This is a genomic window from Streptomyces sp. NPDC101234 (assembly GCF_044767525.1).
GTDB classification, from domain to species: Bacteria; Actinomycetota; Actinomycetes; order Streptomycetales; family Streptomycetaceae; genus Streptomyces; species Streptomyces sasae.
Window position 1 is genome coordinate 35,848 of the sequence record NZ_JBIWOA010000014.1, and the last position, 26,801, is coordinate 62,648.

Genomic DNA, 26,801 nt, shown 5'->3' on the forward strand with positions numbered 1-26,801 from the left:
TGTGTGCGGCGCCCGTGTTGCCGGTCAGCCCTTCTTGGCTGACGACTTCGAAGGCGACGCGGACGCGGAGGGCGACCCGGAGGCCGACTTCGACGGCGTCGCCGCAGGTGAACTCGTAGCAGGCGCCGACCCGTTGCCGCCCGTCGCGACCGCCGCCACCGCCTCCTTGGCGGCCGCCTCCGCGGCCTTCGTGAGCGTGTCGGCATCCGGCGTCTTCTCGCCGGCCAGACCCGCGCCGTTGTAGTCGACGGTGACCACCACGTTCGCGACCCGGGCCACGACCGTCTGCTGCTTGAAGGCGCCTTCCTTCTTCTTCAGGTCGTAGCGCACCACGGTCGCCTGGTCACCGGCCCCGGTCACCGGCACCGACTTGGTGTTCTTGGCACCGGACACGGACTGGGCGTCCTGCAGCTGCGTGGTGTAGTACGCCTCGGCCTGCTTGTCACCGGTACCGCGGCCGGCGTCCGAGTCGAAACGGAGGAAGGAGATGTTCAGCCAGCGGAACTGGGAACCCTTCACGCCGTTGTTGTCCAGACTGCTCCAGGAGCAGCTGCTCCGCGTCGCCGTGTCGTCCGAAGCGCCGTCCTTGCCGGACGTCACACCCTTCGGCACGAGCTGGGTGAGCGTCTTCTTCGACAGCGCCGCGCACGGCTTGGGCAGCGTCTGGTACTTGGCCGCCTGAACGGTCGAAGAAGAGGGAGCCGTGGTGGATCCGGCGGGGGCGGTGGCCGGGTTCGAGCCGCCACCGACATCCTTCGCGGAGTCGCCGGAGCCCGAGGAGCAGGCGGCCGCGAACAGGGCCACCGCGGGGACGGCGGCCGCGCAGACGAGGCCGCGGCGCAGGCGCCCTGCCCGTCGCTGTGCGTTCCGCTCGTTCCGGGCGCGCTGGTCGTTTCGCTGGACTGCTACTCGCTGCATGGTTCCTTCACTCATACGTTCGGGGTTCCTGCGGTCTGATCGGGTCCGAGGGGCCACGGTACGCGGTGAGGGAGCTGTGCGGTTTCGGTTCACGTGCTTTGCGGGCCGGGTGGAGAGGGCGTGTCCGCACCCTCAGCCGTTGAGCGCCTCGGCCAGTTGGGCCGCCAGTTTCTGGGCCCTGTCCTGCATTTCCTTGCTGTCCGGGACGGTCCCGGTGGCCATCGGCTGCTCCTCGTACTGGATGGTCACCACGACGTTGGACGTGCGGAACACCACAGTCACGGTCCGCTGTTCGGAAGTCGAGGCGGAGCCGCTGAGCTGGTCGTCGATATAGCCCTCGTCACCGAGATCGGTGAGGACACGGGGCTGGAGGTCGGCCGAGGGGGTGGAGGGGGAGGCCGAGGAGGAAGCGGAGGAGGAGGCGGAGGAGGCGGAGGTGGAGGCGTCGGCGGACGCCGAGGAGGACGCGGAGCCTGAGGCATCGGCGGACGTGGACGTGGACGCGGAGGCGGACGGGGTTGGCGACGGCGACCCGGACCCCGCCGCCCCGCTCGGCGACTCCGACTCCGACTCCGTCGGGCTCGGGGACGCGGACTCGGCGGGGATGTCGGCCACCGTCTCCAGCCGCGTGTAGATGGTCTGCGCCTCGCTGTCGTCGCTGATCGCGTTGTCGTACGACACCACGCGCTCGAAGTCGACGTGCAGCCGGTCCGTGGCGTCGGTGGACTCGACCTTCCAGCGGCAGCCGACCTTGCGGTCGGTGTCGTAGGTGAGCGTGGCCTCGCCCTCGTAGGCCTTCTCCTGCTGGTCCGCGTCGGTGATCTGGGCGATGCCGGGGAGCAGGGAGTCGAGGGTGTCGTAGCTGACCGCACCGCAGGCCTCGGGGAGGTTGCGGTACTTGCCCGGCTGGGCGGCGGCGGTGGAGGTGCCGGTGTCGGCGTTCTTGTCGCCGGCGTCGTCCCCGCCGCTGGAACCGCTCGTGCAGCCGGCCAGCAGAGCCGCGAGGAGAGCGGCGGTGCCGGCTACGTGCGCCTTCCGCTGCACGGTCAGGCTCCTTTCCGTTCACTGGGTCGCTCGGTCCTGCTCCAGTGTCCCCGCTGGTTAATCGCTTGCCGCAGCGGGGCGCCCCCTGGAGACAATGTGTATCGCACGCACTGCTGTGAACGCCGGTCCCATGTCTGATTTGGGTGCTCTTGGCATCACATTTGCATTCTGATGCGCTAAATCTTTTTGTCACGTTTCGCGGGGGAATGAGGAAGACATGTCGTACGTGGAGATACCGGGGGCGAAGGTACCGATCCGGATGTGGACCGACCCGGCGACCGTCGAGGACGTGGCCCTCCAGCAGCTGCGCAACGTCGCGACGCTGCCGTGGATCAAGGGCCTGGCGGTCATGCCGGACGTCCACTACGGCAAGGGCGCGACGGTCGGGTCCGTCATCGCGATGCAGGGTGCGGTCTGCCCGGCGGCGGTGGGGGTGGACATCGGGTGCGGGATGTCGGCGGTGAAGACGTCGCTCACGGCGAATGATCTGCCGGGGGATCTGTCGCGGCTGCGGTCGAAGATCGAGCAGGCGATTCCGGTGGGGCGGGGGATGCACGCGGAGCCGGTCGAGCCGGGGGACTTCCATGGGCTGGCCGCGGCCGGGTGGGGGGAGTTCTGGGGGCGGTTCGACGGGGTGGCGGAGGCGGTCCACTTCCGCAGGGGCCGAGCGGCCGCTCAAATGGGGACACTTGGCTCGGGCAACCACTTTGCAGAAGTTTGCATAAGTGAAGATGATTCCGTCTGGCTCATGCTTCACTCCGGTTCCCGGAACATCGGCAAGGAACTCGCCGAGCACCACATCGGCGTGGCCCAGAAGCTCCCGCACAACCAGGGCCTGGTCGACCGCGACCTCGCCGTCTTCGTCGCTGACACCCCGCAGATGATGGCGTACGAGCACGATCTCTACTGGGCTCAGGAGTACGCGAAGTACAACCGGTCGATCATGATGGCCCTCCTCAAGGGCGTGATCCGCAAGGAGTTCAAGAAGGCCAAGGTCACCTTCGAACCCGAAGTGAGCTGCCACCACAACTACGTGAGCCGCGAGCGGTACGAGGGCGTTGACCTGCTGGTGACCCGCAAGGGTGCGATCAGTGCCCGAGCCGGGCAGTACGGCATCATTCCCGGCTCCATGGGCACCGGGTCGTACATCGTGAAGGGCCTTGGCAATGAGAAGTCCTTCAACTCGGCCTCGCACGGCGCGGGTCGGCGGATGAGCCGGAACGCGGCCAAGCGGCGCTTTTCGACCAAGGACCTGGAAGAGCAGACGCGGGGCGTGGAGTGCCGAAAGGACTCCGGGGTCGTGGATGAGATCCCCGGCGCCTACAAGTCGATCGACCAGGTCATCGACCAGCAGCGGGACTTGGTCGAGGTCGTGGCGAAGCTGAAGCAGGTCGTCTGTGTGAAGGGCTAGAGCGGTGATGGGCGCGGCGCATATGGCTGCGCCCATCGGCTCGCTCGGTTCGTGCCGGCTATTTCGCGTGCCGTACCGCGTAGATCATCACGAACGCGATGATGTGGATGCCGAAGAGGAAGTAGCCCAGGAAGTACCAGACCTGGCGTTCGTTCTTGGTCTCCTGTTTCAGGCGGGCCTTTTCCAGGTCGTTTTCCAGGGCCTCCGTCGGGTCCTCGGCCGGGTCCTTGTCCGGCATCAGAGTTCCCGGTGGACCTTGGTGTTGGAGGCCTGGGCGCGGGGGCGGACGACCAGGAGGTCGATGTTGACGTGGCTGGGGCGGGTGACCGTCCAGGTGATGGTGTCGGCCACGTCGTCGGCGGTGAGGGGTTCGGCCACGCCCGCGTAGACCTTCGCCGCCTTGTCCGTGTCGCCGCCGAAGCGGGTCAGTGCGAACTCGTCCGTCTTGACCATGCCGGGGGCGATCTCGATCACGCGCACCGGCTTGCCGACGATCTCCAGACGGAGGGTCTCGGCGAGGACGTGGGCGCCGTGCTTCGCGGCGACGTAGCCGGCGCCGCCCTCGTAGGTGCCGAGTCCCGCGGTGGAGGAGACGACGACCACCGTGCCGTCGCCGCTCGCCTCCAGCTTGGGGAGCAGGGCCTGGGTGAGGTTCAGGGTGCCGATGACGTTCGTCTCGTACATCGTGCGCCAGTCGGCGGGGTCGCCGGTGGCCACCGGGTCGGCGCCGAGGGCTCCGCCGGCGTTGTTGACGAGGACGGAGATCGCCTTGAAGGCCGTGGCGAACTCGTCGACCGCCTCGCGGTCGGTCACGTCCAGCGGGTAGGCCGTGGCCTGGTGGCCCGCCTCGGTGAGCTCCTTGGCCAGCGCCTCGATGCGGTCCGCCCTGCGGGCGGTGAGGACGACGCGGTAGCCGGCTGCGGCGAGCTTGGCGGCAGTGGCGGCGCCGATGCCGCTGCTCGCGCCGGTGACTACCGCGATGCGGGAGGGGGCCATGGGGGTGTGCTCCTCGGCGGGGTGTGCGTGTGCGGGCTTGTCTGTGGCAAGGATAGGTGGGGGGTGGTTTCGGTGGTTCGGCGGCTGCGGGCCCGGTGGGGGCTTGTCGCGCCCACGCGGCGGAGCCGGATATTGAACACAGCCCCGCGCCCCTGGGTAGGGGGCCTGGCCGTCAGTGGCGCGGTGCCCCTGGGTAGGGGGCCTGGCCGTCAGTGGCGCGGTGCCCCTGGGTAGGGGGCCTGGCCGTCAGTTTCTTGGTGCCCACATGATCACTGCCATTCCCGCCAGGCAGATCGCCGCTCCCGTGATGTCCCAGCGGTCCGGGCGGTAGCCGTCGGCGACGGCGCCCCACAGGATCGAGCCGGCCACGAAGATGCCGCCGTAGGCCGCCAGGATGCGGCCGAAGTGGGCGTCCGGCTGGAACGTGGCGACGAATCCGTACGCGCCCAGGGAGAGGATGCCGCCGGCGATCCAGAGCCAGCCCCGGTGTTCCCGTACGCCCTGCCAGACCAGCCAGGCGCCGCCGATCTCGAAGAGGGCGGCGACGACGAAGAGGGCGGCGGAGCGGAGGATGAGCATGCTCGCAGGGTGTCACGTCGGGCCCGTGTCACCTGTTGGGAGGTGCCTGGGATGGGGGCCGGGTGGCATACATCCGTATGCATGTCGGACTCGGGGTCGGACGGGACGGATGGCGTGGCGATGCGGATGCGGATGCGGCGATACGGGCTTGCGGTGGTCGGTGCGGTGGCGGCGGGTGCGCTGGTGCTGGGGTCGGGCGGTACCGCCTGGGCCGGGGAGGCCGATCTCGAGGTGCACGGTTCCGCCGTGCTGGGCGGGGGCCTGATGGAGGTGCGGTTGAGCCCCCGTGATCACGGGCCGGACGCCCTGTCCGGTGCGAGTGTGCGGCTGCGCTGGTCGGCGGCGCTGGCGGACGCGCAGCGGCTGCCCGCCGGGTGTGCGCGGACCGGTGACCGGGAGGTGGTGTGCGGCACCGGGCCGCTGGCCGTGGACGAGCCCGGCGAGCAGCTGGTGGTTCCGGTACGGCTGCGGGAGCGGCCGTCGGAGGTGACGCTGTCGGTGGACGTGGCCTGGAGCGGGGGCGTGGTGGACCACGACCGTACGAACGACACGCAGCGGGTGCTGGTGCTGGCGACCGGGGACCCGTACGTCTTCTGAGCGGAGCCGGGGCCGGTCGGGACGTGGCCGGTCAGGACTTCTGCGTCGGGCCCCACATGTAGTCCTCGGCGGCCTGGGTGATCAGGTCCTTGACCGCCTGGGGGTGGGAGACGAGGGACACGTGCGAGGAGTCGATCTCGACGGTCTTGCGGGCGTTGGCCCGTTTCGCCTCGAACAGTTCCAGGCTGGGGTTGATCGCCTTGTCCTGCCTGCCGACGAGGGCGTACACGGGTTTGGTCCGCCAGGCGGCGCCGGTGAGCTTGTCCGCGAACGCCGACATCGCGATCGGACGCTGGGTGGCTGCCATGACGGCGGTCTGGCCGGCGGGCAGGTCCGCGGCGAAGACCTGGCGCAGCCGGTCCGGCTGGATGTACACGTCCGTGCCGGTGGTGCCGTCGGCGTTGCGGAAGGGCACCTGCCTGAGTGCCTGGGTGAGCGGGGCGGGGGCGAACTTCGAGGCGAGGACGGCCTGGGACTCTCCCGCGTCGGGCATGATCGCGTTGATGTAGACGAGGGCCTTGACGTTGTCGTTGCCGACGGCGGCCTGGGAGATGACCTCGCCGCCGTAGGAATGGCCGGCCAGGACGATCGGCCCCTTGATGGACTTCAGGAAACTCGCCAGGTAGGCCGAGTCCTGGGCGACGCCGCGGAGCGGGTTGGCCGGTGCGGCCACCGTGTAGCCGTTCTGCTGGAGCCGTTCGACGACACCGTTCCAGCTCGACGCGTCGGCGAAGGCGCCGTGCACGAGCACGATGGTGGGCTTCGCCCGGCCGGGATCGCCGCTCGGGCCACCGGCCTGTGCGGTGTCGGGTACCAGGACGGAGGTGGCTCCCGACAGGGCCAGAAGTGCAGCGCCCCAGCGGGCGATGTGGACGGTGCGGCGGGACTCACGGGGTATGTGCATGCCGGTCCTTCGGCGCGGGGGCGTCGGGCGACGCCCGGGATTCCAGCGTCGTGGTCCCCGGACGGCGCGGCCTCGTGGGCGGGCCGTCCGGGTGAACGCGGCACCCCGAGGGCCGGCGTCAGGTGGTGCCGTTGGTCGTTCCGAAGGTGATCCGGTAGTAGCAGGCGCCCTTGCAGGGCATCGTCGCGCCGTCGTCGAAGGCGTAGGAGTAAGCGTAGGGTGCGGCGCGTTTGAAGACCTGGGTGTAGTCGACGGGCCATGTGGAGGGGATGCAGTTGTCGCGTCCCGGCCAGGCGCCGCGGCAGCAGTAGGTGTCGCCGCCGAACGCCGCGCACGGCGGTTTGCAGCCGATCTCCTGGCCGCCGGAGAGGGCCTGCATCGCCTTGGGGCAGTCGACGTTCGTGGTGCAGGTGCCCTTGTAGCAGCCCGCGGAGCTGACCGGGTCGGTGGTCGTGGTGTGGGAGATGTTGATCCACATCGGCAGGTTGTAGCCCTCGACCTGGCTGACGTCGTAGAAGTCCGTGCCGTTCCAGGCGTTCAGGTTGAACTCGGCGAGGGTGGAGGGGAATTCGCCCCAGGTCGAGCCGCACTGGAATGTCCCGCAGCCGCCGCTCAGGCAGCTGCCGTTGCCGGCGGCGTCGAAGGAGCAGCCGGTGCGGGCCCAGAGGCGGACGTCCCAGTGGTCGGGGATGGCGAAGCTCAGGCTCTGCCCGGGTTTGAGCCCCCAACCCGTGGCCGCCACTGGGTGTTTGGGGTCGGCGGCGATGGCCGGCCAGATGGTCTGGCTGAGGCGGTTGACCAGGGTGATGGTGCGTTTGCCGACGGGGCCGGTGGCGGGTGCCGGCTGCTGCGCCGTGCGCGAGGGGGTGGCTTTGGCGGAAGCCGAGGCGCGGGGCTTCGCGTACGGGGACGCCGAGCGGGACGCCGACGGCTTCGGGGACGGGCTGACGAGGGGGGTGGCGGCCGTGGTCCGGGGGGGTGGGCGCCGGGTCGGCAGCGGTGGTGGTGCTTTGGTGCAGTTCCCCGCGCCCCTTACGGGGCGCTGTGGGCGTAGGGAATAGGTGGACGGGGGGTCTCGTTCTGTGGGTATAGTTGAATCGTAAACAACCTGGAGGGTGAGCGAGCATGCAGTTCGGGATCTTCACGGTCGGCGATGTCACGCCGGACCCCACGACGGGGCGGACGCCGTCCGAGCGGGAGCGCATCAAGGCGATGGTGGCGATCGCGCTGAAGGCCGAGGAGGTCGGGCTGGACGTGTTCGCGACCGGCGAGCACCACAACCCGCCGTTCGTGCCGTCGTCGCCGACGACCATGCTCGGTTACGTCGCCGCGCAGACGGAGAAGCTGATCCTCTCCACCTCCACGACCCTCATCACCACCAACGACCCGGTGAAGATCGCCGAGGACTTCGCGATGCTCCAGCACCTGGCCGACGGCCGGGTGGACCTGATGATGGGCCGCGGCAACACCGGCCCGGTCTACCCCTGGTTCGGGCAGGACATCCGGCAGGGCATCAACCTCGCCATCGAGAACTACGCCCTGCTGCACCGGCTGTGGCGCGAGGACGTCGTGAACTGGGAGGGCAAGTTCCGCAGCCCGCTGCAGGGCTTCACCTCCACCCCGCGCCCGCTGGACGGGATAGCGCCGTTCGTCTGGCACGGCTCCATCCGCTCGCCCGAGATCGCCGAGCAGGCCGCCTACTACGGCGACGGCTTCTTCCACAACAACATCTTCTGGCCCGCCGACCACACCAAGCGGATGGTCGAGCTGTACCGGGCCCGGTACGCCCACTACGGGCACGGCACGCCCGAGCAGGCGATCGTCGGTCTCGGCGGCCAGGTGTTCATGCGGAAGAACTCGCAGGACGCGGTGCGCGAGTTCCGGCCGTATTTCGACAACGCGCCGGTCTACGGCCACGGGCCCTCCCTGGAGGACTTCACCGACCAGACCCCGCTGACCGTCGGCACGCCCGAGCAGGTCATCGAGAAGACGCTGGCCTTCCGCGAGTACGCCGGCGACTACCAGCGTCAGCTGTTCCTCGTCGACCACGCGGGGCTGCCGCTGAAGACGGTCCTGGAGCAGCTCGACATGCTGGGCGAGGAGGTCGTGCCGGTGCTGCGCAAGGAGTTCGCGAACGGCCGTCCGGCGGACGTTCCCGAGGCGCCGACGCACGCGTCGCTGCTGGCCGCCGCCGCTGCCGAGAAGACGGAGACGAAGGAGGACCGGGCATGAGGCTCGTCGTCGTGTCGGCGGGGCTGAGCGTGCCGTCGTCCACGCGGCTGCTGGCGGACCGGCTGGCCGCCGCGGTGGGGCGGGAGACCGAGGTGCAGGTCGAGGTCGTGGAGCTGCGCGACCTCGCCGTCGAGATCGCGCACAACTTCACCAACGGGTTTCCGGGGCGCAAGCTCGCGGCCGCCCTGGAGGCGGTGGCGGAGGCGGACGGCCTGATCGCCGTGACGCCGGTGTTCACGGCGTCGTACAGCGGGCTGTTCAAGTCGTTCTTCGACGTGCTCGACAAGGAGGCGCTGGTCGGCAAGCCGGTACTCGTCGCGGCGACCGGCGGTACGGCCCGGCACTCGCTGGTGCTGGAGCACGCGCTGCGGCCGATGTTCGCGTACCTGCGGGCCGTGGTCGTACCGACGGGCGTGTACGCGGCGTCGGAGGACTGGGGCGCGGAGGGCCTGGAGGACCGCATCGAGCGGGCGGCGGAGGAGCTGGCACGGCTGATGTCGGGGCTGGCGGCGACGAAGCCGCAGAAGCCCGACGACGTGGCGGTGATCCCGTTCGCGGAGCAGCTGGCGAGGCTCAGCGCCCCGTAAGGGGCGCGAGGCCGTATCGATATGCGGCTCCGCCGCGTGGGGGCGCCCAGCCCTACCCGGGCGGCAGCCGAAAATCAACCGGACTGCGCGCCCGTCCCCCACCGGGCGGCAGCCGAAATTCGACCGCCCGGTTGCCTCTGTGACGGTGAGAGGCAGGTAAAAAGGGTGATCGTAGGCCCGCTCACCACGGCGGAACCGCCGGAGGCCTTGGCAGACTGGGTCCGTGCCCCAGACTGTGCTGCTCGCCGAAGACGACCGCGCCATCCGCCACGCCCTCGAGCGTGCCCTCACCCTGGAGGGTTATGAGGTGACGGCGGTCGCGGACGGCGTGGAAGCCTTGGCGCATGCCCACCGCGACAAGCCCGACGTCCTCGTCCTCGACGTGATGATGCCCGGGATCGACGGTCTCCAGGTCTGCCGCGTCCTGCGCGCGGAGGGCGACCGCACCCCCATCCTGATGCTGACCGCGCTCGTCGAGACCGCCGACCGGATCGCCGGGCTGGACGCCGGCGCCGACGACTACGTCGTGAAGCCCTTCGACGTCGAAGAGGTCTTCGCCCGGCTCCGCGCGCTGCTGCGCCGTACCTCCCCGGTGACCACCGGCGGCGGCAGCGGCGGCGGCTCCGTGGCCACCGACCCCGGCCGGGAACCGCAGGTCTCCGACCGCCAGGTCGAGGCCGCCGGACTGCGTATGGACCTCCAGGCCCGCCGGGCCTGGCGCGGCCGGCGCGAGCTGGAGCTGACCCGTACCGAGTTCGAGCTCCTTGAACTGCTCGCCCGGAACGCGGGAATCGTCCTCGACCACTCCACCATCTACGACCGGATCTGGGGCTACGACTTCGGACCCGGCTCCAAGAACCTCGCCGTCTACGTCGGTTACCTGCGCCGCAAGCTCGACGAGCCGGGCGCCCCGCAGCTGATCCACACCGTCCGTGGCGTGGGTTACGTGCTGCGGGAGGACTGAGTGGGCCGCCTCGGGCGGCTGGAGCGGCTCAGGCGGGTGCTGGCCCAGCGCCGGCCCAAACTGGTCTCCCTGCGCACCACCTTCGTCGTCTCCTTCGCGGCGGTCACCGCCGCCGTCACGATCGTCGTCGGCATCCTGTCCTACAACGCCGCCGCCCGCCTGGTCCGTGTCGACCAGCAGTCGGTGTTCACGCAGGTCGTCTCCGACGTCCAGGACGAGGTGAAGACGCACAAGATGGTGCCGGACGACTTCTCCTCCTCCCGGCCCGGACATGATCTGGTCCGCCCGGCCCGTACCGACGTCCAGGTGCTCGGCGCGCAGGGCCAGATCGTCGACCACGGCGACCCGGTGCTCCCCGTCACCGTCGCGGACCGGGCGGCCGCCATGGCCAGGCACGCCGGGAGGACGGTCCAGCACAAGGACGTCCGGGTCGGCGACGACCTGTTCCGGATCGCCACGGTCGCGCTCGGCGACGGGCGGGGCGCGGTGCAGGTGGCGCAGGAGTTCAGCGACACCGAGGACCTGCTGAAGGCGCTCCAGCAGCGCACCCTGGCGCTGATGGCGGCGGTCGTGGTCGCCGCCGGGCTGTTCGGCTGGTGGCTGGCCCGCCGGATCACCCGGCGGCTGGTGATCCTCACCTCGGCCGCGGAGGACGTGGCCCGCACCCGGCAGCTGGGCATCGAGGTCCCGGTCACCGGGCTCGACGAGGTGGGCCGGCTCGGCCGCGCCTTCGACCGGATGCTCGGCCGCCTCGCCCAGTCGGAGGAGGACCAGCGGCGGCTCGTCCAGGACGCCGGGCACGAACTCCGCACCCCGCTGACCTCCCTGCGTACGAACATCTCCCTCCTGCGCCGTATCGACGAGCTGCCGCCCGCCACCCGGGACGAACTCGTCGCCGACCTCGGCCAGGAGGCGCGCGAGCTGACCGACCTGGTCAACGAACTGGTCGACCTCGCGGCCGGGCAGTCCGACACGGAGCCCCCGCAGCAGGTGGACCTGGCCGACATCGCGGAGGACGTGGCGGGGCTGGCCCGCCGTCGTACCGGGCGTGAGATCAGGGTCCGCTACAGCGGCGACACGAGCACCGACGGCCGCCCCGGGATGCTGCAGCGGGCCATCTCCAACCTCGTCGAGAACGCCGCCAAGTTCGACCGCGGCGGCAAGGCGCCCATCGAGATCAGCGTCACCGGCCCCGCCCGGCCGGGCACGGTCCGCGTCGAGGTCCTGGACCGCGGTCCCGGTATCGCCGACGGCGACCTGATCCGTATCTTCGACCGCTTCTACCGCGCCGCCGACGCCCGGTCCCTCCCCGGCTCCGGCCTCGGCCTCTCCATCGTCCGCGAGGTCGCCATGGCCCACGGCGGCACCCCCTTCGCCTTCCGGCGGGAGGGCGGCGGCTCGGTGATCGGCTTCACGGTGGGCGGCGGGATCGTGGGAGGCGGCTTCCCGCGCGCGTGAACCACGTGCTCCGGGCCGCCGGCGGGCCCTCCGCCGATGTGAACCACGTGCTCTGGGCCACCGGCCGGCCCCGCGCCCGCGTCTTCCGGTACGGCACCGCGACCGCCGTGGCCGTCCCCGCCCTCTCCGGCCGGCAACCCGGCCGCGATCGCGGTGTGCGAGCGGGTGGGAATGCGCGGGTACCTGTTCGGGGCGGCCGGGGTCGGGTGATGATCGGGGCACCGGGTGACCTTGGGGAGGATGCCATGCTGACCGATCAGGAGGCCGCGGCGCTCGCGTGCGTCGACGAGGCGGCCGTCGGCAGGACCTTGCTGGAGCTGATGGCCGTCCCGAGCGTGACCGGGAGCCCGGCGGAGTCGGAGCTCCAGCACCTGCTGGCCGGGCGGCTGGAGCGGCTGGGCCTCGACGTGGACCTGTGGTCGATGGATCTGCCCGCCCTGCTGGCCGACCCGGAGTTCCCGGGGATGGAGGCGGCGCGGGACGAGGCGTGGGGACTGGTGGGGCGGACCGGCGAGGGGGACGGGCCCACGCTGATCCTCCAGGGGCATGTGGACGTGGTTCCGCCTGGGGACCGGGCCGCCTGGGAGGGCGATCCGTTCGTGCCGCGGGTGACCGGCGACGTCGTACACGGGCGCGGGGCGTGTGACATGAAGGCGGGCCTGGTGGCGCACCTCGCCGCCCTGGCCGCGGTCCGGGCGGCCGGGGTGCGGCTGCGGGGGCGGGTGGCGGTGCACTTCGTGGTGGGGGAGGAGGACGGCGGGCTCGGCGCCTTCGGGACCCTGCGGCGCGGGCACACCGGCGACGCCTGTGTGATCACCGAGCCGACGGCGGGAACGCTGATCACGGCCAACGCGGGGGCGCTGACCTTCCGGCTGTCCGTGCCGGGCAAGGCGGCGCACGCCAGCTCCCGGGACGCGGGCGTGAGCGCGATCGACGGATACCTGGCGATCCACCGGGCGCTGGCGGAACTGGAGAACGCCCGCAACCACGCGCCCTCTCCCCTGATGGCCGAGTACCCGATCCCGTACGCCCTCTCGGTCGGGACCCTGCGTGCCGGGGACTGGGCCAGCAGCGTCCCGGACCTGCTGACCGCCGAGGGGCGGCTGGGCGTCCGGCTGGACGAGGACCCGGCCGAGGCGCGGGCCGGGCTGGAGCGGTGCGTGGCCGAGGTGTGCGCCGCCGACCCGTGGCTGCGCGCGCATCCGGCGACGGTGACCTGGCCGGGCGGGCAGTTCGCGAGCGGGCGGCTCCAGGAAGGCCATCCGCTGCGGGGCGTGGTGCGGGACGCCTGCGCGGACGCCAACGGCTGGTCGTCCCGGCCCCGCGAGCGCGGGGCGCCGTACGGCAGCGATCTGCGGCTGTACGCGGGGGCCGGGATCCCGACGCTGCAGTACGGGCCGGGGGACGTCCGGGTGGCGCACAGCGCGCAGGAGCGGGTGTCGGTGGCGGAGGTGGTGGCGGTGGCCCGGACGCTGGTGGTGACGGTGCTGCGGACGGTGGGGGGCGAGTAGGCGGTGTGCCGCCCGGGGGCGCCTTCGAGCCGAAGGGGCTGGGCAGAAGCCGACCAGGGGGTGCCGTGGAAACGAGCGGGCAGGGGATGAACCCGGACGACGACGGCCTGAGGATCCGCCGGAGCGACTGGGAGCGGGTCGAGGAGGCCGCGTCCGCGCTGCGCCGGACGCAGTACGACCTGCTCCACGGCGCGGGCTCCGCCGAGCGGGCGCTGGCGGGGGCGCTCGGACGCGGCAGCCCCTACCGCTTTGAGGCGCTGGAGATCCTGCGCGGCCACCCGCAGTACCTCGACGGGCCGCTGCTGCGCCAGGTCATGGACCTGTGCCTCTCCCACCGGTGGTGCGGGCAGGCGCGCGAGGTCGCTGTGCGGACTCCCGGACGGGTCGTCGCCGAGCACCTCGCGGACATCGTCCGGGACCTGCTCGACGCCGACGACGCGGACGAGGACGCCTACGACACCTATCGGCGGCTCGCCGAAGCTCTTGAGGAGATGCGGGCGTGGGACGTGCTGGCGGTGCTGGTGCGGCGGGCGTCGGCACACGCCTCGGCGGATGTGCGGAGGTGGCCGACGACTTCCTGGTGGTCTTCCGGGACGTCGAGGCGGCCTTCCGCCGCGCCACCGGTGAAGGGCCGGGGCGGTGACGTCACGAACAGCGCGGGGCCGGGGCCGGAAAACCCCGGCCCTTCTCACGCCCCCCAGGGAACCGTGAGGAATCCCTCCGCCCGGGCGCTCGCCAGGCCGATCCGCGGGATGTCGCTGCTCCTCGCGAAGAGCAGGTAGCGGGGCTCCCACACCGGGCGGTACTTCGCGTTCGCGCGGTACAGGGACTCGATCTGCCACCAGCGGGAGAAGAACGTCAGGATCCAGTGCCACAGGCGCAGGACCGGGCCGGCGCCGAGGCGGGAGCCGCGTTCGAAGACCGAGCGGAACATCGCGAAGTTCAGGGAGACCCGGTCGATCTTCAACTCGGCCGCCTGGAGGAGGAGTTCCACGACCATGAACTCCATCAGGCCGTTCTCGGAGTCGCGGTCGCGGCGCATCAGGTCCAGGGAGAGGCCGTGCTCGCCCCAGGGCACGAAGCTGAGGAGGGCGCGGGGGGTGTCGTCCGCGTCCCGGCACTCCAGCATCATGCAGCGGCCGTCCGCCGGGTCGCCGAGGCGGCCGAGCGCCATGGAGAAGCCGCGCTCGGTGGCGCCGTCGCGCCAGTGGTCGGCCTTCTCCATGAGCTTGGCCATCTCGTCGTCCGGGATGTCCTCGTGGCGGCGGACACGGACCGTGTAGCCGGCCCGGCGGACCCGGTTGTGGGCCTGGCGGACGACCCGCATCGCACGGCCTTCGAGGGTGAAGTCGGCGATGTCGACGATCGCCTCGTCGCCCAGTTCCAGGGCGTCCAGGCCGTGGCGGGCGTAGACCGTGCCCGCCTCCTCGCTCGCGCCCATGACGGCGGGGGTCCACGCGTGGCGCTGCGCCTCCGTCAGCCAGGCGTCGATCGCGCCGGGCCAGGCCTCCGGGTCGCCGATCGGGTCGCCCGAGGCGAGGCTGACGCCGCCGACGACCCGGTAGGTGACCGCGGCCTTGCCGGTCGGGGAGAAGATCGCCGCCTTGTCGCGGCGCAGGGCGAAGTAGCCCAGGGAGTCACGGGCGCCGTGCTTGTCCAGCAGCTCGTGCAGCCGGGTCTCGTCCTCCGGGCTGAGCAGACGGCGGCCGCGCGGGGAGCGGAAGCCGGCGTACAGGACCAGGCAGAAGGCGGCCGCGAGCAGGATGTTGATGATGATGTCGGTCCAGCGCGGGGCGTGGACCGCGGTGACGTGGTCGGCGAGCGGGCCGACGCTGACACCCCGCAGGAGGGTGTACGCGATCTCGTCGGGGAGGGTGGCGCCGGGGAGCTTGTTCGTCGCGTGGACGAGTAGGGTGCCCAGGCCGCCCGTGACCAGGACACCGCCCGCGGCCACCGCCACGGCCGTCTTCGGGTTGGACGGGTCGCCGACCGCGTTGAACTCCCGGCGGCTGATCAGCAGCGCGGCCACGAAGAGGCCGGTCACGGCCGCCGAGACCCAGTTGAAGACATGGGCGCGGTACTCGTGCTGGGTGAGCGCGAGGACGTAGAGCGCGAAGAGCGGGGTGGACAGCGCGATGTTGACCACCCAGGCCGCGCGCTTGCGGCGCCGCATCACCAGGACGAAGAAGATCGCGAGGGCGGCCGAGACCAGGCCCGCGGTCGCCAGGTACGGCGTGAAGAACTGGCCGGAGTGGTGCGCGTGCTGCCGGTGGAGGTGCAGAGTGATACGGCCGTTGTTGTGTTCGTCGACCTCTTCGCGGAACGGGAGGGACAGCACTGCCGCTATGTTCAGTACGGCGATCACGCGCAGGTACCAGACGGTGGCGTCGGCGGCTCGTCTGCGCAGTGCGCCGCCGCGGTCGGTGCCGGGGGCGCGGCGGGCGGCGGAGGCCCGCGGGGGGTTCAGGGTCGACGGCTGTGGGGGCATGGTGACCGGTCACCTTGGGGACGGGGGACGGGGGACGATGACAGCGGGGACGGCAGCCGGAACGGCGGCGGGATGACAGAGGGGCTGACCCTACAGCCTGTAGGTTAGCTGTGGGAGGCGCGGGCGAGATCCCTCGTGGTACGGAAAAAGGTGTGAAAGCGAGGGCGGTCCTTACGCGACCCTCGCGCTCGGCTTACGATCATTTCCGGTCGGCTTCGAGATCATCCGGTCGGTTCGAGATCACCCGTTCGGCTTACGGCCGCTCCCGTTCGGCCTACGACCGTTCCCGCTCGGCCCGCCGGCGCGCCACCAGCATCCACGCCAGGTTGCCGATCGCCGCGCCCGCCAGCACCGCCGCGACGATCACCCCGCCCGTGGCCAGCCCGTCGCTGAACAGGTGCGGACGCCGGTCCAGGGCCTGGAGACCGAAGCCGGACAGCTCGTACACGCCCACCGCCGCGACCAGCAGGCTCGCCACCAGCACCGCCACCGTGGGGGCGAGGCTGCGCCGCGCCTCCTGTGTGTCCGTGCCCTGCATGAGTACCCCCGTGAGCTGACGGGCCGCCGTGGCCGATGGGGAACCTACAATACGTAGGGTCCGGATAGCCTCAGGACGTGCGTATTTACATCAGCGTGGATATGGAAGGCATCACCGGGCTCGTCGACAGGGACGACGTACAGCCCGGCGGGCGGGATTATGAGCGCGGCCGGTCGATGATGGCCGAGGACGTGAACGCGGCGATACGCGGGGCGGTGGCCGCCGGGGCCACCGAGGTGCTCGTCAACGACGCCCACGGGCCGATGCGGAACCTGCTCCCCGAGGCCCTGCACCCCGCCGCCCGGCTGGTGCGCGGCAAGCCGAAGAAGATGCTCATGCTGGAGGGCCTCACGGCGGAGTACGACGCGGCGATTTGCGTCGGCTATCACTCCCGGGCCGGTGCCCTCGGCGTCCTCAGCCACAGCTTCATGGGCCACGAGATCGAGGACATCTGGCTGGACGGCAGGCCCGCCGGCGAGATCGGGCTCGCGCACGCCACCGCTGCCGCGCTCGGCGTCCCCGTCGTGGCCCTCACGGGTGACGACGCGGCGTGCGCCGAGATGACGGCATGGGACGAATCGGTCGCCACCGTCCCCGTGAAGTACGCCCGGGACCGGTTCGCCGCGGAGCTGCGTCCCGCCGAGGAGGCCCGCCGGGCGATCGAGGAGGCCGTCACCGGGGCGCTCTCGCCCGTGCCGAAGCGGCCCGCCGCGCCCGAGGGGGAGTCGGCCCTCGCCGTGCGCTGGCAGTCCGCCTCGGTCCCCGCCGTGCTCCTCGGCATCCCCGGAGTGACGGCGGTCGACAGCCGTACCGTCCAGGCCCGGGGGCCGCTCCCCGCCCTCTACCGCCAGTTCGGCGTCTGGATGCGGGTCGCCTCCTCGCTGACCAACCAGCCGCCGTACTGCTGAGCCCGCTCGGCGGGACTCAGCCGAACCGGCCCGCCACGTAGTCCGCCGTCCGCTGGTCCTGCGGGGAGCCGAAGACGTCCTCGGTGGCGCCGTGCTCGACGATGCCACCCGGGGTGCCCTGCTCGGCCAGGAAGAACGCGCACTGCTGCGAGACTCGGTGGGCCTGCTGCATGTTGTGGGTGACGATCACGATCGTCACCTGGCCGGCCAGGTCGTGGATCGTCTCCTCCACACGGCGGGTGGAGGTGGGGTCCAGGGCCGAGCACGGCTCGTCCATGAGCAGCACCCGGGGGCGGACGGCCAGCGCCCGCGCGATGCACAGACGCTGCTGCTGGCCGCCGGAGAGGGCGCCGCCGGGCTGCCGGAGCCGGTCGCGGACCTCCTTCCACAGACCCGCGCGGGTCAGGGACTCCTCGACCAGCTCGTCCTTCTCCCGGCGGCCCGCCTTGGTGCCGGTCAGCTTCAGGCCCGCCACCACGTTGTCGTAGATCGACATCGCCGGGAACGGGTTCGGCTTCTGGAAGACCATGCCGATCCTGCGGCGGGCGTCGGTCAGCCGCCAGGACGCGTCGTAGATGTCCTCGCCCTCGAACAGCACCTCGCCGCCGAACTGGGCCGACGGGATCATCTCGTGCATCCGGTTCAGGGTGCGCAGGAACGTCGACTTGCCGCAGCCGGACGGGCCGATCAGCGCGGTCACCTCGCCCGCGGGCATGGTCAGCGACACCCGGCTGAGCACCTGGTGGGAGCCGAACCACGCGGAGACGGCACGGGCTTCGAGGGTGGCGGGAGCGGGGCCGTCCACCGTGGCGGCGGGCAGTACGACGGTGTCGGTCATCTCAACTGTCTCGGTCATTTCAGTCACCTCGGTCACAGCAGGTTCGGCAGCAGTTCGGTGGTGCGCGTCGCGACCTGGAGGCCGAGCACCGCGACGACCGGGGCGAAGACGATCCAGGTCTGGTGGCGGCCCCAGCGGTGCCACGTCCAGACGGCGGCCACGGCGCAGAGCAGCAGCGCCTGCAGCCACATCACCAGCGGCCACGGCACCCCGGAGGGGCGGGCCAGCGGCTCCTCGGACGACGGCAGCGTGCCGGCCCGGATCACGGCCGACGGGGTCTGGAACGGCGCGGAGACCATGTCGGCGTCCACGCGCAGGATGCCCGAGGGCATGAACTTCGGGCCCGTCGCGGTGATCAGGACGATCCGGCTCTTGCCGGCGGCGAGCGCGGTCGGCGCCGGGTCCCCGGCCCGTCGTACGTCGATGACCTGGAACCTGGCCTTGCCCTGCCCGGTGACCACGGTGAACGTGTCGCCGGTGGCGAGCTGGGAGAGCTTGCCGAACGGGCCGCCGTACGCCGCCGCGCGGCCCATCAGCACGCTGGTGCCGGCCTGGCCGGGCATCGGGGTGTCCCGGCGGTGCCCGGGGCCGTCCGTCATCACGGAGGAGTCGGTGCCCTCCAGGACGACCTGGCTCAGGCCCAGCTTCGGTACGTCGATGAGCGCGACCGGCGTGCCCGGGGCCAGCAGCTTGCCGTCCTGGCCGGTCTGGGCCACCGGGGCGGTGCCGAGGGCGAGTTGCTCGCGCAGCTGGTCGAAGTCGGCGTGCTGTGCGGAGTGTTGCTGGGCGCCGCTGACCACCAGCAGCTGCACGGTGATGCCGAGCAGCAGGGCGGCGAGGCTGAGCAGTCCGCCGCGTGAGAGGTGGCGGACGAAGGTGAGGCTGCGGACGGGCCTGCGCGGCACGGCCGGAGCCAGAGCTTTCGGAGTGGGTACGGCGACGGTCACGGCGGCCCGCCTCCTTCGGGAAGGTAGATGAGGGCCGCCGGGAGCCGTACGAGGCTCCCGGCGGGCCTGTCAGCCGGTCAGGTGGACTTGATGGTGAAGTTGGCGCCGGCCTTCGAGTTCACGGTCGAGGAACCGACGTAGAAGGCGTGCAGGGTGTGCTTGCCCTTGGCCAGCTTCGGCAGGGTGACGACGACCTTGCCGCCGCTCAGGGTGCCGGTGGCGATGACCTTGGAGCCCTCGTAGATACGGACGGTGCCGGTCGGGGTGGTGCCGGACGCGGTGACCTTGACGGTGACCTTGGCCTTGGCGGTGTGGCTCACCGAGGTGGGCGCCGAGGAGGCCACGGACGCCGTCGCCTTGGTGATCTTCAGGGAGACGGTCGCCGAGGACGCGTTCAGCTTGGTGCTGCCGCCGTAGGACACCGTCAGGGAGTGCGTGGCGACCTTGAGGTGGTTCGACAGGCCGATGGTGACCTTGCCGGACGCGTCCAGGGTGCCGGTGCCGAGGGTGGTGGCGCCCTCCTTGACGGTGACCTTGCCGGCCGCGGTGACGCCGTGCGAGCCGGCGACGGCGACGACGACCTTCGGGACCTTGCCGTAGGCGGTGGTGGCGGCCGTCGCGGTCGTGGTGCTCTTGTACTGGACCGCGCCGGTCCAGGTCGCGGCCGCACCCGTGCCGTTGACGTTGTTGGCGGTGACCTGGGTGGTGTATGTGCCCGTGGCCAGGCCGGTGAAGGAGGCCGACGTGGTGGTGGTCGCGACGTCCTTCGTGGCGACGACGCCGCCGTCCGCGTCGAACAGCGTGACCCGGTAGTCGGTGACCGGCATGGCCGGGACGGTGCTGCTCGGCGTCCAGCTGAGGTTGAGGCTCGCGTCGCCGACCGTGGTCTTCAGGGCGGGCGCGTTCGGCACCGAGCTGTCGAAGGAGCTGGACTCCTCCAGGCCGCCGAGCTTGGCGTGCTTGGCCACGGAGACGGAGCCGTTGTAGGACTCGTTGACGAAGCCGAACTTGGCGATGACCGCCTCGGCGGCGTCCGACGCCAGCTGCGCCGTGTGGCTGCCGCTGGTGACGAAGACGTCGTACAGGTCCTTGTCGAAGAAGATGCTGGTCGGGTCGATGGCCCGGCTCGGCACGACGTTGTACACGTCACGGCCGAACGTCGAGTTCTCGTAGTAGGCGTTGACCGGCGTCACCTTGCCGTTGACCGTGGTGACCGGGCTGGTGGCGCCCGTGTCGCCCGGCAGCTGGACGGAGGCCAGGTGACCGCCGGCGGCGGCCGCCGTCTGGCTGTAGTCGGGGGAGACGCCGTTGACCTGGGCGATCCAGGAACCGACGGAGAACGGGACGAGCGCGCCGTCCTCGGTGAGGGCCGAGTTGGCCTGGTTCTCCTGGACGACCGCGACGTTCGCGGAGAGCGTGTCGTTGGTGACGCCGATCGCGTTCAGGAAGAACTTGCGGGTGCCGGAGCTGGTCTGCGGGATCTTCGGGTGCACGGTCTGGCCGTTCACCACGGTCAGCGTGCCCGTGTAGATGTCGTGCAGCTGACTCACGGTCAGGGTGTCGAGAGCCGAGCCCTTGACCGCGACGCCGACCGCGTCACGCGCCATCGGGATGTAGGTGAGCGCGCTGCCGGAGTTGGACGGACCGCCGGAGGAGCGGGCGAAGTCGACCTGGCCCTTGACCGAGGCACCGGAGGAGTCCAGGTCGCCGGTCAGCGACTCGCTCAGGGCGGTGCGGCCGGCGCCGGAGCCGTTCGGGCGCAGGAAGGTCGTGCCGCCGGAGCGGGTGGTGATCTTCGTGCCGGTGGCGCCGGTGCCGGGCTGGATCGCGTCGTACGACGCGATGCCCGCGCCGTTCGTCGACTTCACGGCGGTGGCGGAGTAGCTGGTGCCGTTGATGGTGTCACCGGCCAGGGCGTTGAGGACGTCCTGGGTCGTGTCCGAACCCACGCCGACCAGCTGGCGGAATCCGGCGTCCGGGTCGGCGACCGCCGGAGTGGCGAGGGCGATGCCACCGGCCACCACGGCAGCGGCGACGAACGCCGCTTGAGAGCGCAGTCTGCGCATCGAGAGTCTCCTGACGAGAGCTTGCTAGCTGGGGTGTTGCCAGAGGATCTGGCAGGGTGGTACGGGCCGTCCGCCCCGACTGCCTTTCGGGGCGGGCGGCCGTCTGCGGGAGCACCGGGTGGCGCTCCGGTCCGGGGGAGCGCCGCGAGGCGCTCGGGGGTTACGGGAGCAGTCGCCGCAGCCGCCGCGACAGCTCCGGTAGTTCGGGTACGACGGTCACGGTCCGCCCGCCGGGCAGCGGGAGGCGCAGCGGCAGTCGGAGCCGGTTGCCGCCCGCGAAGGGGGCGCCCACTCCGGCGACCGCCCCGAGCGCGGCACCGACCGGCACCGCATAGCGGAGCGGATTCGCGGGGTCGGCCGGGGTGTTGCCGGCCGCGGTGGTCTGCAGCGCCTTGCCGCCGTCGAACGACGGCTTGGCGCTGGGCGCGGCACTGGCGCCGCCGGCTCCGGCACCCGTACCGGCGCCGCCCGCCGTGCCACCGGTGTCCCCGGTGGTACCCGGGGCACCGCCGCCGCTCGTGGAGGCGCCGCCGCCGTCGGCCGAACCGGTGCCGCCGCCCGCGGAGGTCGGGCCGGTGTAGTCGAGGAGCGCGTTCGCCGCCTTGACGGTCTGGGCGCGCAGCTTCGTGGAGAGCGGGGCGTAGCCCTCGGGCAGGCGGCCCGGGTCGGCACCCGGGGTCTGGCCGGTGGCCGAGGCGTAGCGCAGCAGGGCCGCGTAGTCCTGGCGGGCCGCCTTGGTCACCTCGCCGGGCCGGACCGCCGCGTACACCAGCTCGGCCAGCGGGTAGGCGCCCTTCGCCGTGGCGTTCGCCGGGGTGATCTCGGCGACGCCGGAGCCGGTGGCGGTCGCGGCGGCCGCGGTCAGGCCGGCCGCGGTCGGGGCCACGTACTTGCCCGCGGAGTTCTTCAGCTCGGCCGTCTGGAGGCCGTAACGGGCGGCGGAGGCCGCGTCCGTGATCGTGATGACGAAGCGCGAACCGACGATCTGCGGGCCGGAGCTCTTGTACACCGGCGGGGTGGCCAGCGCGTCCCAGGTGGACTTCCACAGGGTGTCGGCGCGGCGGGTGTGCAGGGCGCCGGCGTGCATGTCCTCCACGTAGGGGTGGAAGTCGATCATGCACTGCTTGTTGGTGGCCGGTGCGTCCGAGCCGGGCGGGACCGTGCACCAGGGGTCGCTCTTCGGGTATTCGTCGGTGTTCGACGGGTCGAAGGCGATGCCCATCGGGTTCAGGTCCGCGTTGGTGCTGTAGTACGGGTTGACCCGCATGCCGTCGTCGTCGGGGACTCCGGCCAGGAACTGACGGGCGTCCTTGTCGGCGTAGATCCACTGCCAGATCGCACGGGCGGTGTCGGAGTGGCCGAGCGAGGTCATCAGGTCGGTGTCGGTGGCCGGGGTCTCGGCGACCGACAGGTACGCGAACTCCGGGTTCAGCGCCTGGAACTCCGGGTCCGAGGCGAGCCCGGCCGGGTTCTTCCTCGCCCAGCCGTACCCCTTGGCGGCCGTGCCGTTGAGGACCGAACCCCAGGTGGAGCTGCGGTAGGACTCGGTGAGCAGCTTGGCGACCAGGCGGGCGTTCAGCTTGATGGACTCGATCTTGGTGCCGTTGAGTTTCTCGACGGATTCCGGTGCCCCGGACGCGGATCTGCGCTCGATCGTGAAGCCGATGACGGCTCCGGAGAGTGCGACCGGCGCGTACGTCGTCGTACCCGAGGGCGCTGTCGTGCCCGTGTCGGCGCCCAGCTTCCGGGTGGTGAACGCGAGACCGGAGGTGCCGTCCGCGATCAGCCGGGACCGGGTGTCCGGCTCACCGAGCTCGGTGTAGCCGAACACCTTGCCGACCGAGCAGAGCTGGGCCTGCCAGCTGGTCATCGCGTCCGCCGCCAGCTCGCTGCCGGTGGTCGGGCGTTCGTCGGCGCCGAGGGCGCAGTTGTTGCCGACGCTGTTGAAGTCCAGCTTGACCGCGATCCGGTTCTTCCAGTTGGTGGAGGAGACCGGGGAGCCCGCGTTGACCTGGCTCTTGTCCGCGTACGGCTTGCCGTCCAGGTCGAGATGGCCCTGCGGGACGATCACCAGCCAGCAGGAGCGGGGCTTGGTCACGCCGTCCGTGGCGACGGGGATGCCGCAGCCGAGGTGGGGCGCCTCGTTGGCGGTCTGGACCTCGAAGAACTCCTTGCCGGAGCCGTCGGCGCCGGTGCGGCCGAAGTCGATCTCGTTGGTGGTGTTGTAGCTGTAGAACTGGTTGTTCTGGGTGTTCGTGGTGATCGTGGTGCCGTCTACCGACTTGAAGGGGACCTCGCCGCCGGCGTTCGGGTTGGCGGCGCCGTACCGGTTGTCCTGGCCGTAGTTGGTCGGGTCGGCGTTGTAGAAGACCTGCCGGGTGTCGTCCAGGCTGTTGCCCGGCCAGCTGGTGCGGCTGGTGGTCGGGGAGGCACCGTACTGGCACTGGGTGCGCGCCGGTCCCGGGTTGGACGGGACCGTGCCGTCGTCGTCGCCCCAGCACTGCATGATCTGCACGAAGTCGGTGTTGAACTGCGTGCCCGCGAAGGTGGTCGGGGTACCGCCGCTCCAGCTCACCGTGACGGCCTGGCTGGTGAGGTTCCTGGTCTGGATGACCGTGAACTTCATGTCCTTGAACTCACCGCGTCCGGAGACGGTCACGGCGGAGTCGTCGCCGGTGGCCGCGCTGGCGGTCGGCGCGGTCTGGGCGACCGCGAGTCCGGCGAGGGCACCGACCGTGGCGCCGGCGAGGAGGCGTATCAGCGCGTTGCGGATCCGGGCCCGTCTCATCGCGAACTCCCGTCGTTCGAGCGGTCGTCGCTCTTGCTGCCGACCAGGCGGGAGACCAGCGAGGGCAGCAGGAGCAGGCCGAACACCAGGAGCGCGGCCAGCAGCATCAGCGTCTGGGTGCCGCTCCAGCCGTGCGCGGTGGCCACGGCGACGGGCTGGGCGAGGGCGACGGTGTTGTCGGCTGCCGTACCGGTGCCGCCGGCGCTCGTGCTGGTGCCCGTGCCGCCGCCGGGGCTGATGGTCTGGCCGGTGTCGGGGTCGACGGAGGGCTGGGCGCTGCCGCCGGAGCCGCCGGTCGAGGCGTCCGTGCCGCCGGTGCCGCCCGAGGTACCGCCGGTGCCGGAGCCGCCGCTGCCGCTGCCCGAACCCGTCGTGGCACCGCCGCTGCCGCTGGTGCAGGGCGCTGCGCCCTTCTTGTCACAGGCGGCCGGGTAGGGCGCGGTCTGCGCCAGCTTGTTCTGGCCGCTCGCGGTGAAGGTCGGGTTGTTGCAGTTCTTGATGTTGATGTTCTGCGTCTGCACACCCGGGATCCGGCGGATCTGGTCGAAGCCGGCCTGCACCAGGTTGATGGGCAGCGGCGAGTAGCCGAGCTTCGGGGCCTGTTGCTGCCCCTGGCACATGAAGTAGTACGAGAACGCGCCGAGCGTCTTGCCCTTGGCCGCGGTGAAGGTGCCCTGCACCTTCAGCGGCAGGATCATGTACGAGTAGCTGGACAGCGGGTAGTTGCGCTTGTCGGTGTCGTTGTAGACGCCGTCGAGCTGCTGGGTGAGGTAGTCGGACGAGCTCTTGTTGGTGTTGATCTTCGCCTTGAGCAGCGAGACCGCCACGTTCTGCGGGGTGGGCTCGGTGTAGTAGCCCGCGTGGTTCAGGACCTTGGCGACCGGGTAGTGCGCGTTGAGCGCGTACGAGTAGTTGACGTACCCGATCGCGCCCTCGCCGTAGCTCTGGGCGATGTAACCGGCGACACCGAGGTCACCGGACTGGGCGATCATGCCGGAGACGGTCGGGTAGTACGACGTCTGCCCGCACGCCCCCGAGCGGCCGACCTTGGCGCAGTAGGCGTTCCACAGCGACGTGTGCTGGTTCGCCATCCACATCGTGAACTGGGCGGTGGAGCCGGAGCCGTCGGAGCGGACCACCGGGACGATGGTGCGGTGCGGCAGCTGGATGCCGGGGTTGTCGGCCTTGATCACCGGGTCGTCCCAGGTCTTGACGGCCCCGGTGAAGATCTTGGTGACCACGTCGCCGGAGAGGCGCAGGTTGGTGACCCGCTTGCCGTTGACGGTGAGGTGGTACATGAAGACGGTGCCGCCGGCCACGATCGGCATATAGGCGTAGGAGCCGGACGCGGGGCGTTCGGCCGCGCTGCCGTCGGTGGGGTTCGTCTGGAACGGGATGTCGGAGACGGCGAAGTCGACGGTGCCGGACAGGAACTGGCGGCGGCCGTCGGAGGAACCGTTGCCGGCGTAGCTGATGCGCATGCCGTACTGGTTGACGGCGCGGCGCCATTCGTCGACGGCGTTCTCGGCCCAGGTGGAGCCGGCGCCGGCGATGGGGGTGTAGCTGTCCGCGGACGCGCTCTGTGCGATGCCGAGGACGGTGAGGGGGCTGAGGATGCTGAGAAGCACGGCCAGGATGCCCAGCCGTCTGAGGGCGTTGATGACAGGGCTGGACATCAGTGCACGTCTCCTGTGGAGGACGGGGGCTGTTCGCCGTCGGTGGGTGCGGGCTCGTCGTGGCTGGGCGCGCTCCGCGGCGGAGCCGCTGGTTGATGGAGTCCCGCGCCCCTGGGTTCGTTGCTGTCACCGGTCTCGAAGAGCTGGAGGCCCGGCGTGTGAAGTTCGGCGAACCTCTGCGCGTCCCTGCGCGAAGCGCGTGCCGCCCTCTTCGCCTGGCGCTTGTTCTGGTGGCCGGGGCCGCGGCCGCCGATCACGCGGGCGATCGCGAAGAGGACCAGGACCAGGGCCATCAGGACCGCCGCCGCGCCGAAGCCGCGGGCGATCATCGTCGGTTCGGGTGACTTGACGAAGTTGAAGACGGCCAGCGGGAGGGAGATCATCGGGCCGCTCGTCGGGTCGGCGTTGAGCGCCGCCGTGAAGCCCGCGGTGAGCAGGACCGGGGAGGTCTCGCCGATGCCGCGCGCGGTGCCGAGGATGACGGCGGTCGCGAGGCCCGAGCGGGCGGTGGGGAGGACCACGTGCCAGACCGTCCGCCAGCGCGGGGCGCCCAGCGCCTCGGACGCCTCGGTGAGCGTGCCGGGCACGAGGCGCAGCACCACGTCCGACGCGCGGATCACGATCGGCAGCATCATCACGCTGATCGCGAAGCCCGCCGCCAGACCCGACTTCTGCATGCCGAGGCCGAGGATCCAGACGGCGTACACCATCAGGCCGGCCACGATCGAGGGCAGCGCGGTCATCGCCTCGACGATCGTGCGGACGAACCGGGAGAAGCGGCCGGGGATCTGGTTGAGGTACACCGCGCAGGCCAGGCCCAGCGGGACCGTGATCGCCAGCGCGATGGTGATCATGATGAGCGTGCCGAGCATGGCGTGCGCGATACCGCCGTTGGACAGCGGGTCGAGGGGGCCCGCCGCCTGCATGTCCTGGGTGAAGAAGTTGCCGTGCGGCAGGGCCTCGCGGCCGCGCCACGCGGTGAAGCCGACGACCATCGCGAGCGCGCAGAACATCAGCCCGCCCGCGGTCCACAGGACGACGGTCATCAATCGGTCCCGTACGGCCTGTCCGTCCTCCTCAAGGCCTGTCAACACCGCGTAGATACCTAGGAATGAAAGGTAGGCGGTGACGAAGAACCCCAATGCGCCCGAGAACGGGGCGAGTTCGCCGAAGAGCAGGATGGCCGTGCAGAGGCCGGAGGCGGCGGCGCCGAACAGGGACAGCACGCCCGAGCGGGTGAGCCCGCCGATCCGGCGGGGTACGTCGGGGGTCTCGGCCTCGGCGACGGGCGCCGGAGCGTCCTGGGGGACGTCCTTCGGGACGTCCTTCTCAAGGTCTACGACGGTCATCG

General features: G+C 71.2%; 24 protein-coding genes. 9 read left to right on the plus strand and 15 right to left on the minus strand.

Features of this window, described 5'->3' with window-relative positions; all coding sequences use genetic code 11:
- Nucleotides 1–24: 24 nt before the first annotated feature.
- Nucleotides 25–918 carry a DUF3558 domain-containing protein gene (locus ACIRR9_RS25270; protein ID WP_403755840.1) on the minus strand — a complete coding sequence of 298 codons (894 nt, stop codon included), beginning with the start codon at nucleotides 916–918 and terminating at the stop codon, nucleotides 25–27.
- A gap of 132 nt (nucleotides 919–1,050) precedes the next feature.
- Nucleotides 1,051–1,962: a DUF3558 domain-containing protein gene (locus ACIRR9_RS25275; RefSeq protein ID WP_403755843.1), complete on the minus strand. Its 912-nt coding sequence runs from the start codon at nucleotides 1,960–1,962 to the stop codon at nucleotides 1,051–1,053.
- A 217-nt stretch (nucleotides 1,963–2,179) separates the two neighbouring features.
- Between ACIRR9_RS25275 and ACIRR9_RS25280 the strand changes: the two genes are divergently transcribed.
- Nucleotides 2,180–3,373, plus strand: a complete 1,194-nt coding sequence (locus tag ACIRR9_RS25280) for an RtcB family protein (RefSeq protein ID WP_403755846.1) — start codon at nucleotides 2,180–2,182, stop codon at nucleotides 3,371–3,373.
- A gap of 58 nt (nucleotides 3,374–3,431) precedes the next feature.
- Here ACIRR9_RS25280 and ACIRR9_RS25285 read toward each other — a convergent pair whose 3' ends face one another.
- From ACIRR9_RS25285 to ACIRR9_RS25295, 3 genes are all read right to left on the minus strand, one after another.
- Nucleotides 3,432–3,611, minus strand: coding sequence for a hypothetical protein (locus ACIRR9_RS25285; protein WP_403755849.1), 180 nt, complete (start codon nucleotides 3,609–3,611; stop codon nucleotides 3,432–3,434).
- Nucleotides 3,611–4,369, minus strand: coding sequence for an SDR family NAD(P)-dependent oxidoreductase (locus ACIRR9_RS25290; protein ID WP_385684288.1), 759 nt, complete (start codon nucleotides 4,367–4,369; stop codon nucleotides 3,611–3,613). The genes ACIRR9_RS25285 and ACIRR9_RS25290 overlap by 1 nt, the downstream gene beginning before the upstream one ends.
- Before the next feature lie 246 nt (nucleotides 4,370–4,615).
- Nucleotides 4,616–4,948 carry a YnfA family protein gene (locus ACIRR9_RS25295; protein WP_123975164.1) on the minus strand — a complete coding sequence of 111 codons (333 nt, stop codon included), beginning with the start codon at nucleotides 4,946–4,948 and terminating at the stop codon, nucleotides 4,616–4,618.
- Between the two features lie 81 nt (nucleotides 4,949–5,029).
- Here ACIRR9_RS25295 and ACIRR9_RS25300 point away from each other — a divergent pair, with 81 nt between their 5' ends.
- Nucleotides 5,030–5,545: a hypothetical protein gene (locus tag ACIRR9_RS25300; protein ID WP_403755853.1), complete on the plus strand. Its 516-nt coding sequence runs from the start codon at nucleotides 5,030–5,032 to the stop codon at nucleotides 5,543–5,545.
- A 31-nt stretch (nucleotides 5,546–5,576) separates the two neighbouring features.
- On the opposite strand, the gene ACIRR9_RS25305 is transcribed toward ACIRR9_RS25300, so the two are convergent.
- Both ACIRR9_RS25305 and ACIRR9_RS25310 read right to left on the minus strand, forming a co-directional pair.
- Nucleotides 5,577–6,449, minus strand: a complete 873-nt coding sequence (locus ACIRR9_RS25305) for an alpha/beta fold hydrolase (protein WP_403755856.1) — start codon at nucleotides 6,447–6,449, stop codon at nucleotides 5,577–5,579.
- Between the two features lie 118 nt (nucleotides 6,450–6,567).
- The gene (locus ACIRR9_RS25310; protein ID WP_403756349.1) at nucleotides 6,568–7,539 is read right to left on the minus strand and encodes a thaumatin family protein; all 972 of its coding nucleotides are present in this window, start codon (nucleotides 7,537–7,539) and stop codon (nucleotides 6,568–6,570) included.
- Nucleotides 7,540–7,574: 35 nt separating this feature from the next.
- On the opposite strand from ACIRR9_RS25310, the gene ACIRR9_RS25315 reads away from it, so the two are divergent.
- The 6 genes from ACIRR9_RS25315 to ACIRR9_RS25340 all read left to right on the plus strand — a co-directional run bounded on the left by ACIRR9_RS25315 (nucleotide 7,575) and on the right by ACIRR9_RS25340 (nucleotide 13,983).
- On the plus strand, nucleotides 7,575–8,681 hold the full coding sequence (locus ACIRR9_RS25315; protein WP_403755859.1) for an LLM class flavin-dependent oxidoreductase: 1,107 nt from the start codon (nucleotides 7,575–7,577) through the stop codon (nucleotides 8,679–8,681).
- A complete protein-coding gene (locus ACIRR9_RS25320; RefSeq protein WP_403755861.1) occupies nucleotides 8,678–9,268 on the plus strand; it encodes a CE1759 family FMN reductase in 591 nt (196 codons plus the stop codon). The genes ACIRR9_RS25315 and ACIRR9_RS25320 overlap by 4 nt, the downstream gene beginning before the upstream one ends.
- 223 nt (nucleotides 9,269–9,491) lie before the next feature.
- Complete coding sequence (locus ACIRR9_RS25325) at nucleotides 9,492–10,232, plus strand: response regulator transcription factor (protein WP_365335647.1); 741 nt, start codon at nucleotides 9,492–9,494, stop codon at nucleotides 10,230–10,232.
- 18 nt (nucleotides 10,233–10,250) lie between these two features.
- Nucleotides 10,251–11,690 carry a HAMP domain-containing sensor histidine kinase gene (locus ACIRR9_RS25330; RefSeq protein ID WP_365335906.1) on the plus strand — a complete coding sequence of 480 codons (1,440 nt, stop codon included), beginning with the start codon at nucleotides 10,251–10,253 and terminating at the stop codon, nucleotides 11,688–11,690.
- A 245-nt stretch (nucleotides 11,691–11,935) separates the two neighbouring features.
- Nucleotides 11,936–13,201: an ArgE/DapE family deacylase gene (locus ACIRR9_RS25335; protein ID WP_403755864.1), complete on the plus strand. Its 1,266-nt coding sequence runs from the start codon at nucleotides 11,936–11,938 to the stop codon at nucleotides 13,199–13,201.
- Between the two features lie 65 nt (nucleotides 13,202–13,266).
- The gene (locus ACIRR9_RS25340) at nucleotides 13,267–13,983 is read left to right on the plus strand and encodes a hypothetical protein (RefSeq protein WP_403755867.1); all 717 of its coding nucleotides are present in this window, start codon (nucleotides 13,267–13,269) and stop codon (nucleotides 13,981–13,983) included.
- Here ACIRR9_RS25340 and ACIRR9_RS25345 read toward each other — a convergent pair.
- Both ACIRR9_RS25345 and ACIRR9_RS25350 read right to left on the minus strand, forming a co-directional pair.
- Nucleotides 13,890–15,689: a phosphatidylglycerol lysyltransferase domain-containing protein gene (locus ACIRR9_RS25345; protein WP_403755870.1), complete on the minus strand. Its 1,800-nt coding sequence runs from the start codon at nucleotides 15,687–15,689 to the stop codon at nucleotides 13,890–13,892. The two genes, ACIRR9_RS25340 and ACIRR9_RS25345, sit on opposite strands and share 94 nt — an antisense overlap.
- Nucleotides 15,690–15,963: 274 nt before the next feature.
- On the minus strand, nucleotides 15,964–16,227 hold the full coding sequence (locus ACIRR9_RS25350; protein WP_123975150.1) for a hypothetical protein: 264 nt from the start codon (nucleotides 16,225–16,227) through the stop codon (nucleotides 15,964–15,966).
- A gap of 77 nt (nucleotides 16,228–16,304) precedes the next feature.
- Between ACIRR9_RS25350 and ACIRR9_RS25355 the strand changes: the two genes are divergently transcribed.
- Nucleotides 16,305–17,135, plus strand: coding sequence for a M55 family metallopeptidase (locus ACIRR9_RS25355; RefSeq protein ID WP_403755873.1), 831 nt, complete (start codon nucleotides 16,305–16,307; stop codon nucleotides 17,133–17,135).
- A gap of 16 nt (nucleotides 17,136–17,151) precedes the next feature.
- On the opposite strand, the gene pstB is transcribed toward ACIRR9_RS25355, so the two are convergent.
- The 6 genes from pstB to pstA form a co-directional block, all read right to left on the minus strand.
- Complete coding sequence (gene pstB, locus ACIRR9_RS25360) at nucleotides 17,152–17,973, minus strand: phosphate ABC transporter ATP-binding protein PstB (protein WP_403254838.1); 822 nt, start codon at nucleotides 17,971–17,973, stop codon at nucleotides 17,152–17,154.
- Between the two features lie 32 nt (nucleotides 17,974–18,005).
- Nucleotides 18,006–18,920, minus strand: a complete 915-nt coding sequence (locus tag ACIRR9_RS25365) for a sortase (RefSeq protein ID WP_403755876.1) — start codon at nucleotides 18,918–18,920, stop codon at nucleotides 18,006–18,008.
- A 77-nt stretch (nucleotides 18,921–18,997) separates the two neighbouring features.
- Nucleotides 18,998–20,986 carry an Ig-like domain repeat protein gene (locus ACIRR9_RS25370; protein ID WP_403755879.1) on the minus strand — a complete coding sequence of 663 codons (1,989 nt, stop codon included), beginning with the start codon at nucleotides 20,984–20,986 and terminating at the stop codon, nucleotides 18,998–19,000.
- Between the two features lie 160 nt (nucleotides 20,987–21,146).
- Nucleotides 21,147–23,774: a hypothetical protein gene (locus ACIRR9_RS25375; RefSeq protein ID WP_403755882.1), complete on the minus strand. Its 2,628-nt coding sequence runs from the start codon at nucleotides 23,772–23,774 to the stop codon at nucleotides 21,147–21,149.
- Nucleotides 23,771–25,450 (minus strand): substrate-binding domain-containing protein, encoded by a 1,680-nt coding sequence (locus ACIRR9_RS25380; protein WP_403755885.1) that lies wholly within the window; start codon nucleotides 25,448–25,450, stop codon nucleotides 23,771–23,773. The genes ACIRR9_RS25375 and ACIRR9_RS25380 overlap by 4 nt, the downstream gene beginning before the upstream one ends.
- Entirely contained in the window at nucleotides 25,450–26,799 is a 1,350-nt protein-coding gene (pstA, locus tag ACIRR9_RS25385; RefSeq protein ID WP_403755888.1) for a phosphate ABC transporter permease PstA, read from the minus strand. The genes ACIRR9_RS25380 and pstA overlap by 1 nt, the downstream gene beginning before the upstream one ends.
- Nucleotides 26,800–26,801 lie beyond the last annotated feature (2 nt).

Coding starts and splice junctions, on each gene's coding strand:
- ACIRR9_RS25270 (WP_403755840.1), bottom strand. CDS start 918: ATGCAGCGAGTAGCAGTCCAGCGAAACGACCAGCGCGCCCGGAACGAG.
- ACIRR9_RS25280 (WP_403755846.1), top strand. CDS start 2,180: ATGTCGTACGTGGAGATACCGGGGGCGAAGGTACCGATCCGGATGTGG.
- ACIRR9_RS25285 (WP_403755849.1), bottom strand. CDS start 3,611: ATGCCGGACAAGGACCCGGCCGAGGACCCGACGGAGGCCCTGGAAAAC.
- ACIRR9_RS25290 (WP_385684288.1), bottom strand. CDS start 4,369: ATGGCCCCCTCCCGCATCGCGGTAGTCACCGGCGCGAGCAGCGGCATC.
- ACIRR9_RS25295 (WP_123975164.1), bottom strand. CDS start 4,948: ATGCTCATCCTCCGCTCCGCCGCCCTCTTCGTCGTCGCCGCCCTCTTC.
- ACIRR9_RS25300 (WP_403755853.1), top strand. CDS start 5,030: ATGTCGGACTCGGGGTCGGACGGGACGGATGGCGTGGCGATGCGGATG.
- ACIRR9_RS25305 (WP_403755856.1), bottom strand. CDS start 6,449: ATGCACATACCCCGTGAGTCCCGCCGCACCGTCCACATCGCCCGCTGG.
- ACIRR9_RS25315 (WP_403755859.1), top strand. CDS start 7,575: ATGCAGTTCGGGATCTTCACGGTCGGCGATGTCACGCCGGACCCCACG.
- ACIRR9_RS25320 (WP_403755861.1), top strand. CDS start 8,678: ATGAGGCTCGTCGTCGTGTCGGCGGGGCTGAGCGTGCCGTCGTCCACG.
- ACIRR9_RS25335 (WP_403755864.1), top strand. CDS start 11,936: ATGCTGACCGATCAGGAGGCCGCGGCGCTCGCGTGCGTCGACGAGGCG.
- ACIRR9_RS25345 (WP_403755870.1), bottom strand. CDS start 15,689: ATGCCCCCACAGCCGTCGACCCTGAACCCCCCGCGGGCCTCCGCCGCC.
- ACIRR9_RS25350 (WP_123975150.1), bottom strand. CDS start 16,227: ATGCAGGGCACGGACACACAGGAGGCGCGGCGCAGCCTCGCCCCCACG.
- pstB (WP_403254838.1), bottom strand. CDS start 17,973: ATGACCGACACCGTCGTACTGCCCGCCGCCACGGTGGACGGCCCCGCT.
- ACIRR9_RS25370 (WP_403755879.1), bottom strand. CDS start 20,986: ATGCGCAGACTGCGCTCTCAAGCGGCGTTCGTCGCCGCTGCCGTGGTG.
- ACIRR9_RS25375 (WP_403755882.1), bottom strand. CDS start 23,774: ATGAGACGGGCCCGGATCCGCAACGCGCTGATACGCCTCCTCGCCGGC.
- ACIRR9_RS25380 (WP_403755885.1), bottom strand. CDS start 25,450: ATGTCCAGCCCTGTCATCAACGCCCTCAGACGGCTGGGCATCCTGGCC.
- pstA (WP_403755888.1), bottom strand. CDS start 26,799: ATGACCGTCGTAGACCTTGAGAAGGACGTCCCGAAGGACGTCCCCCAG.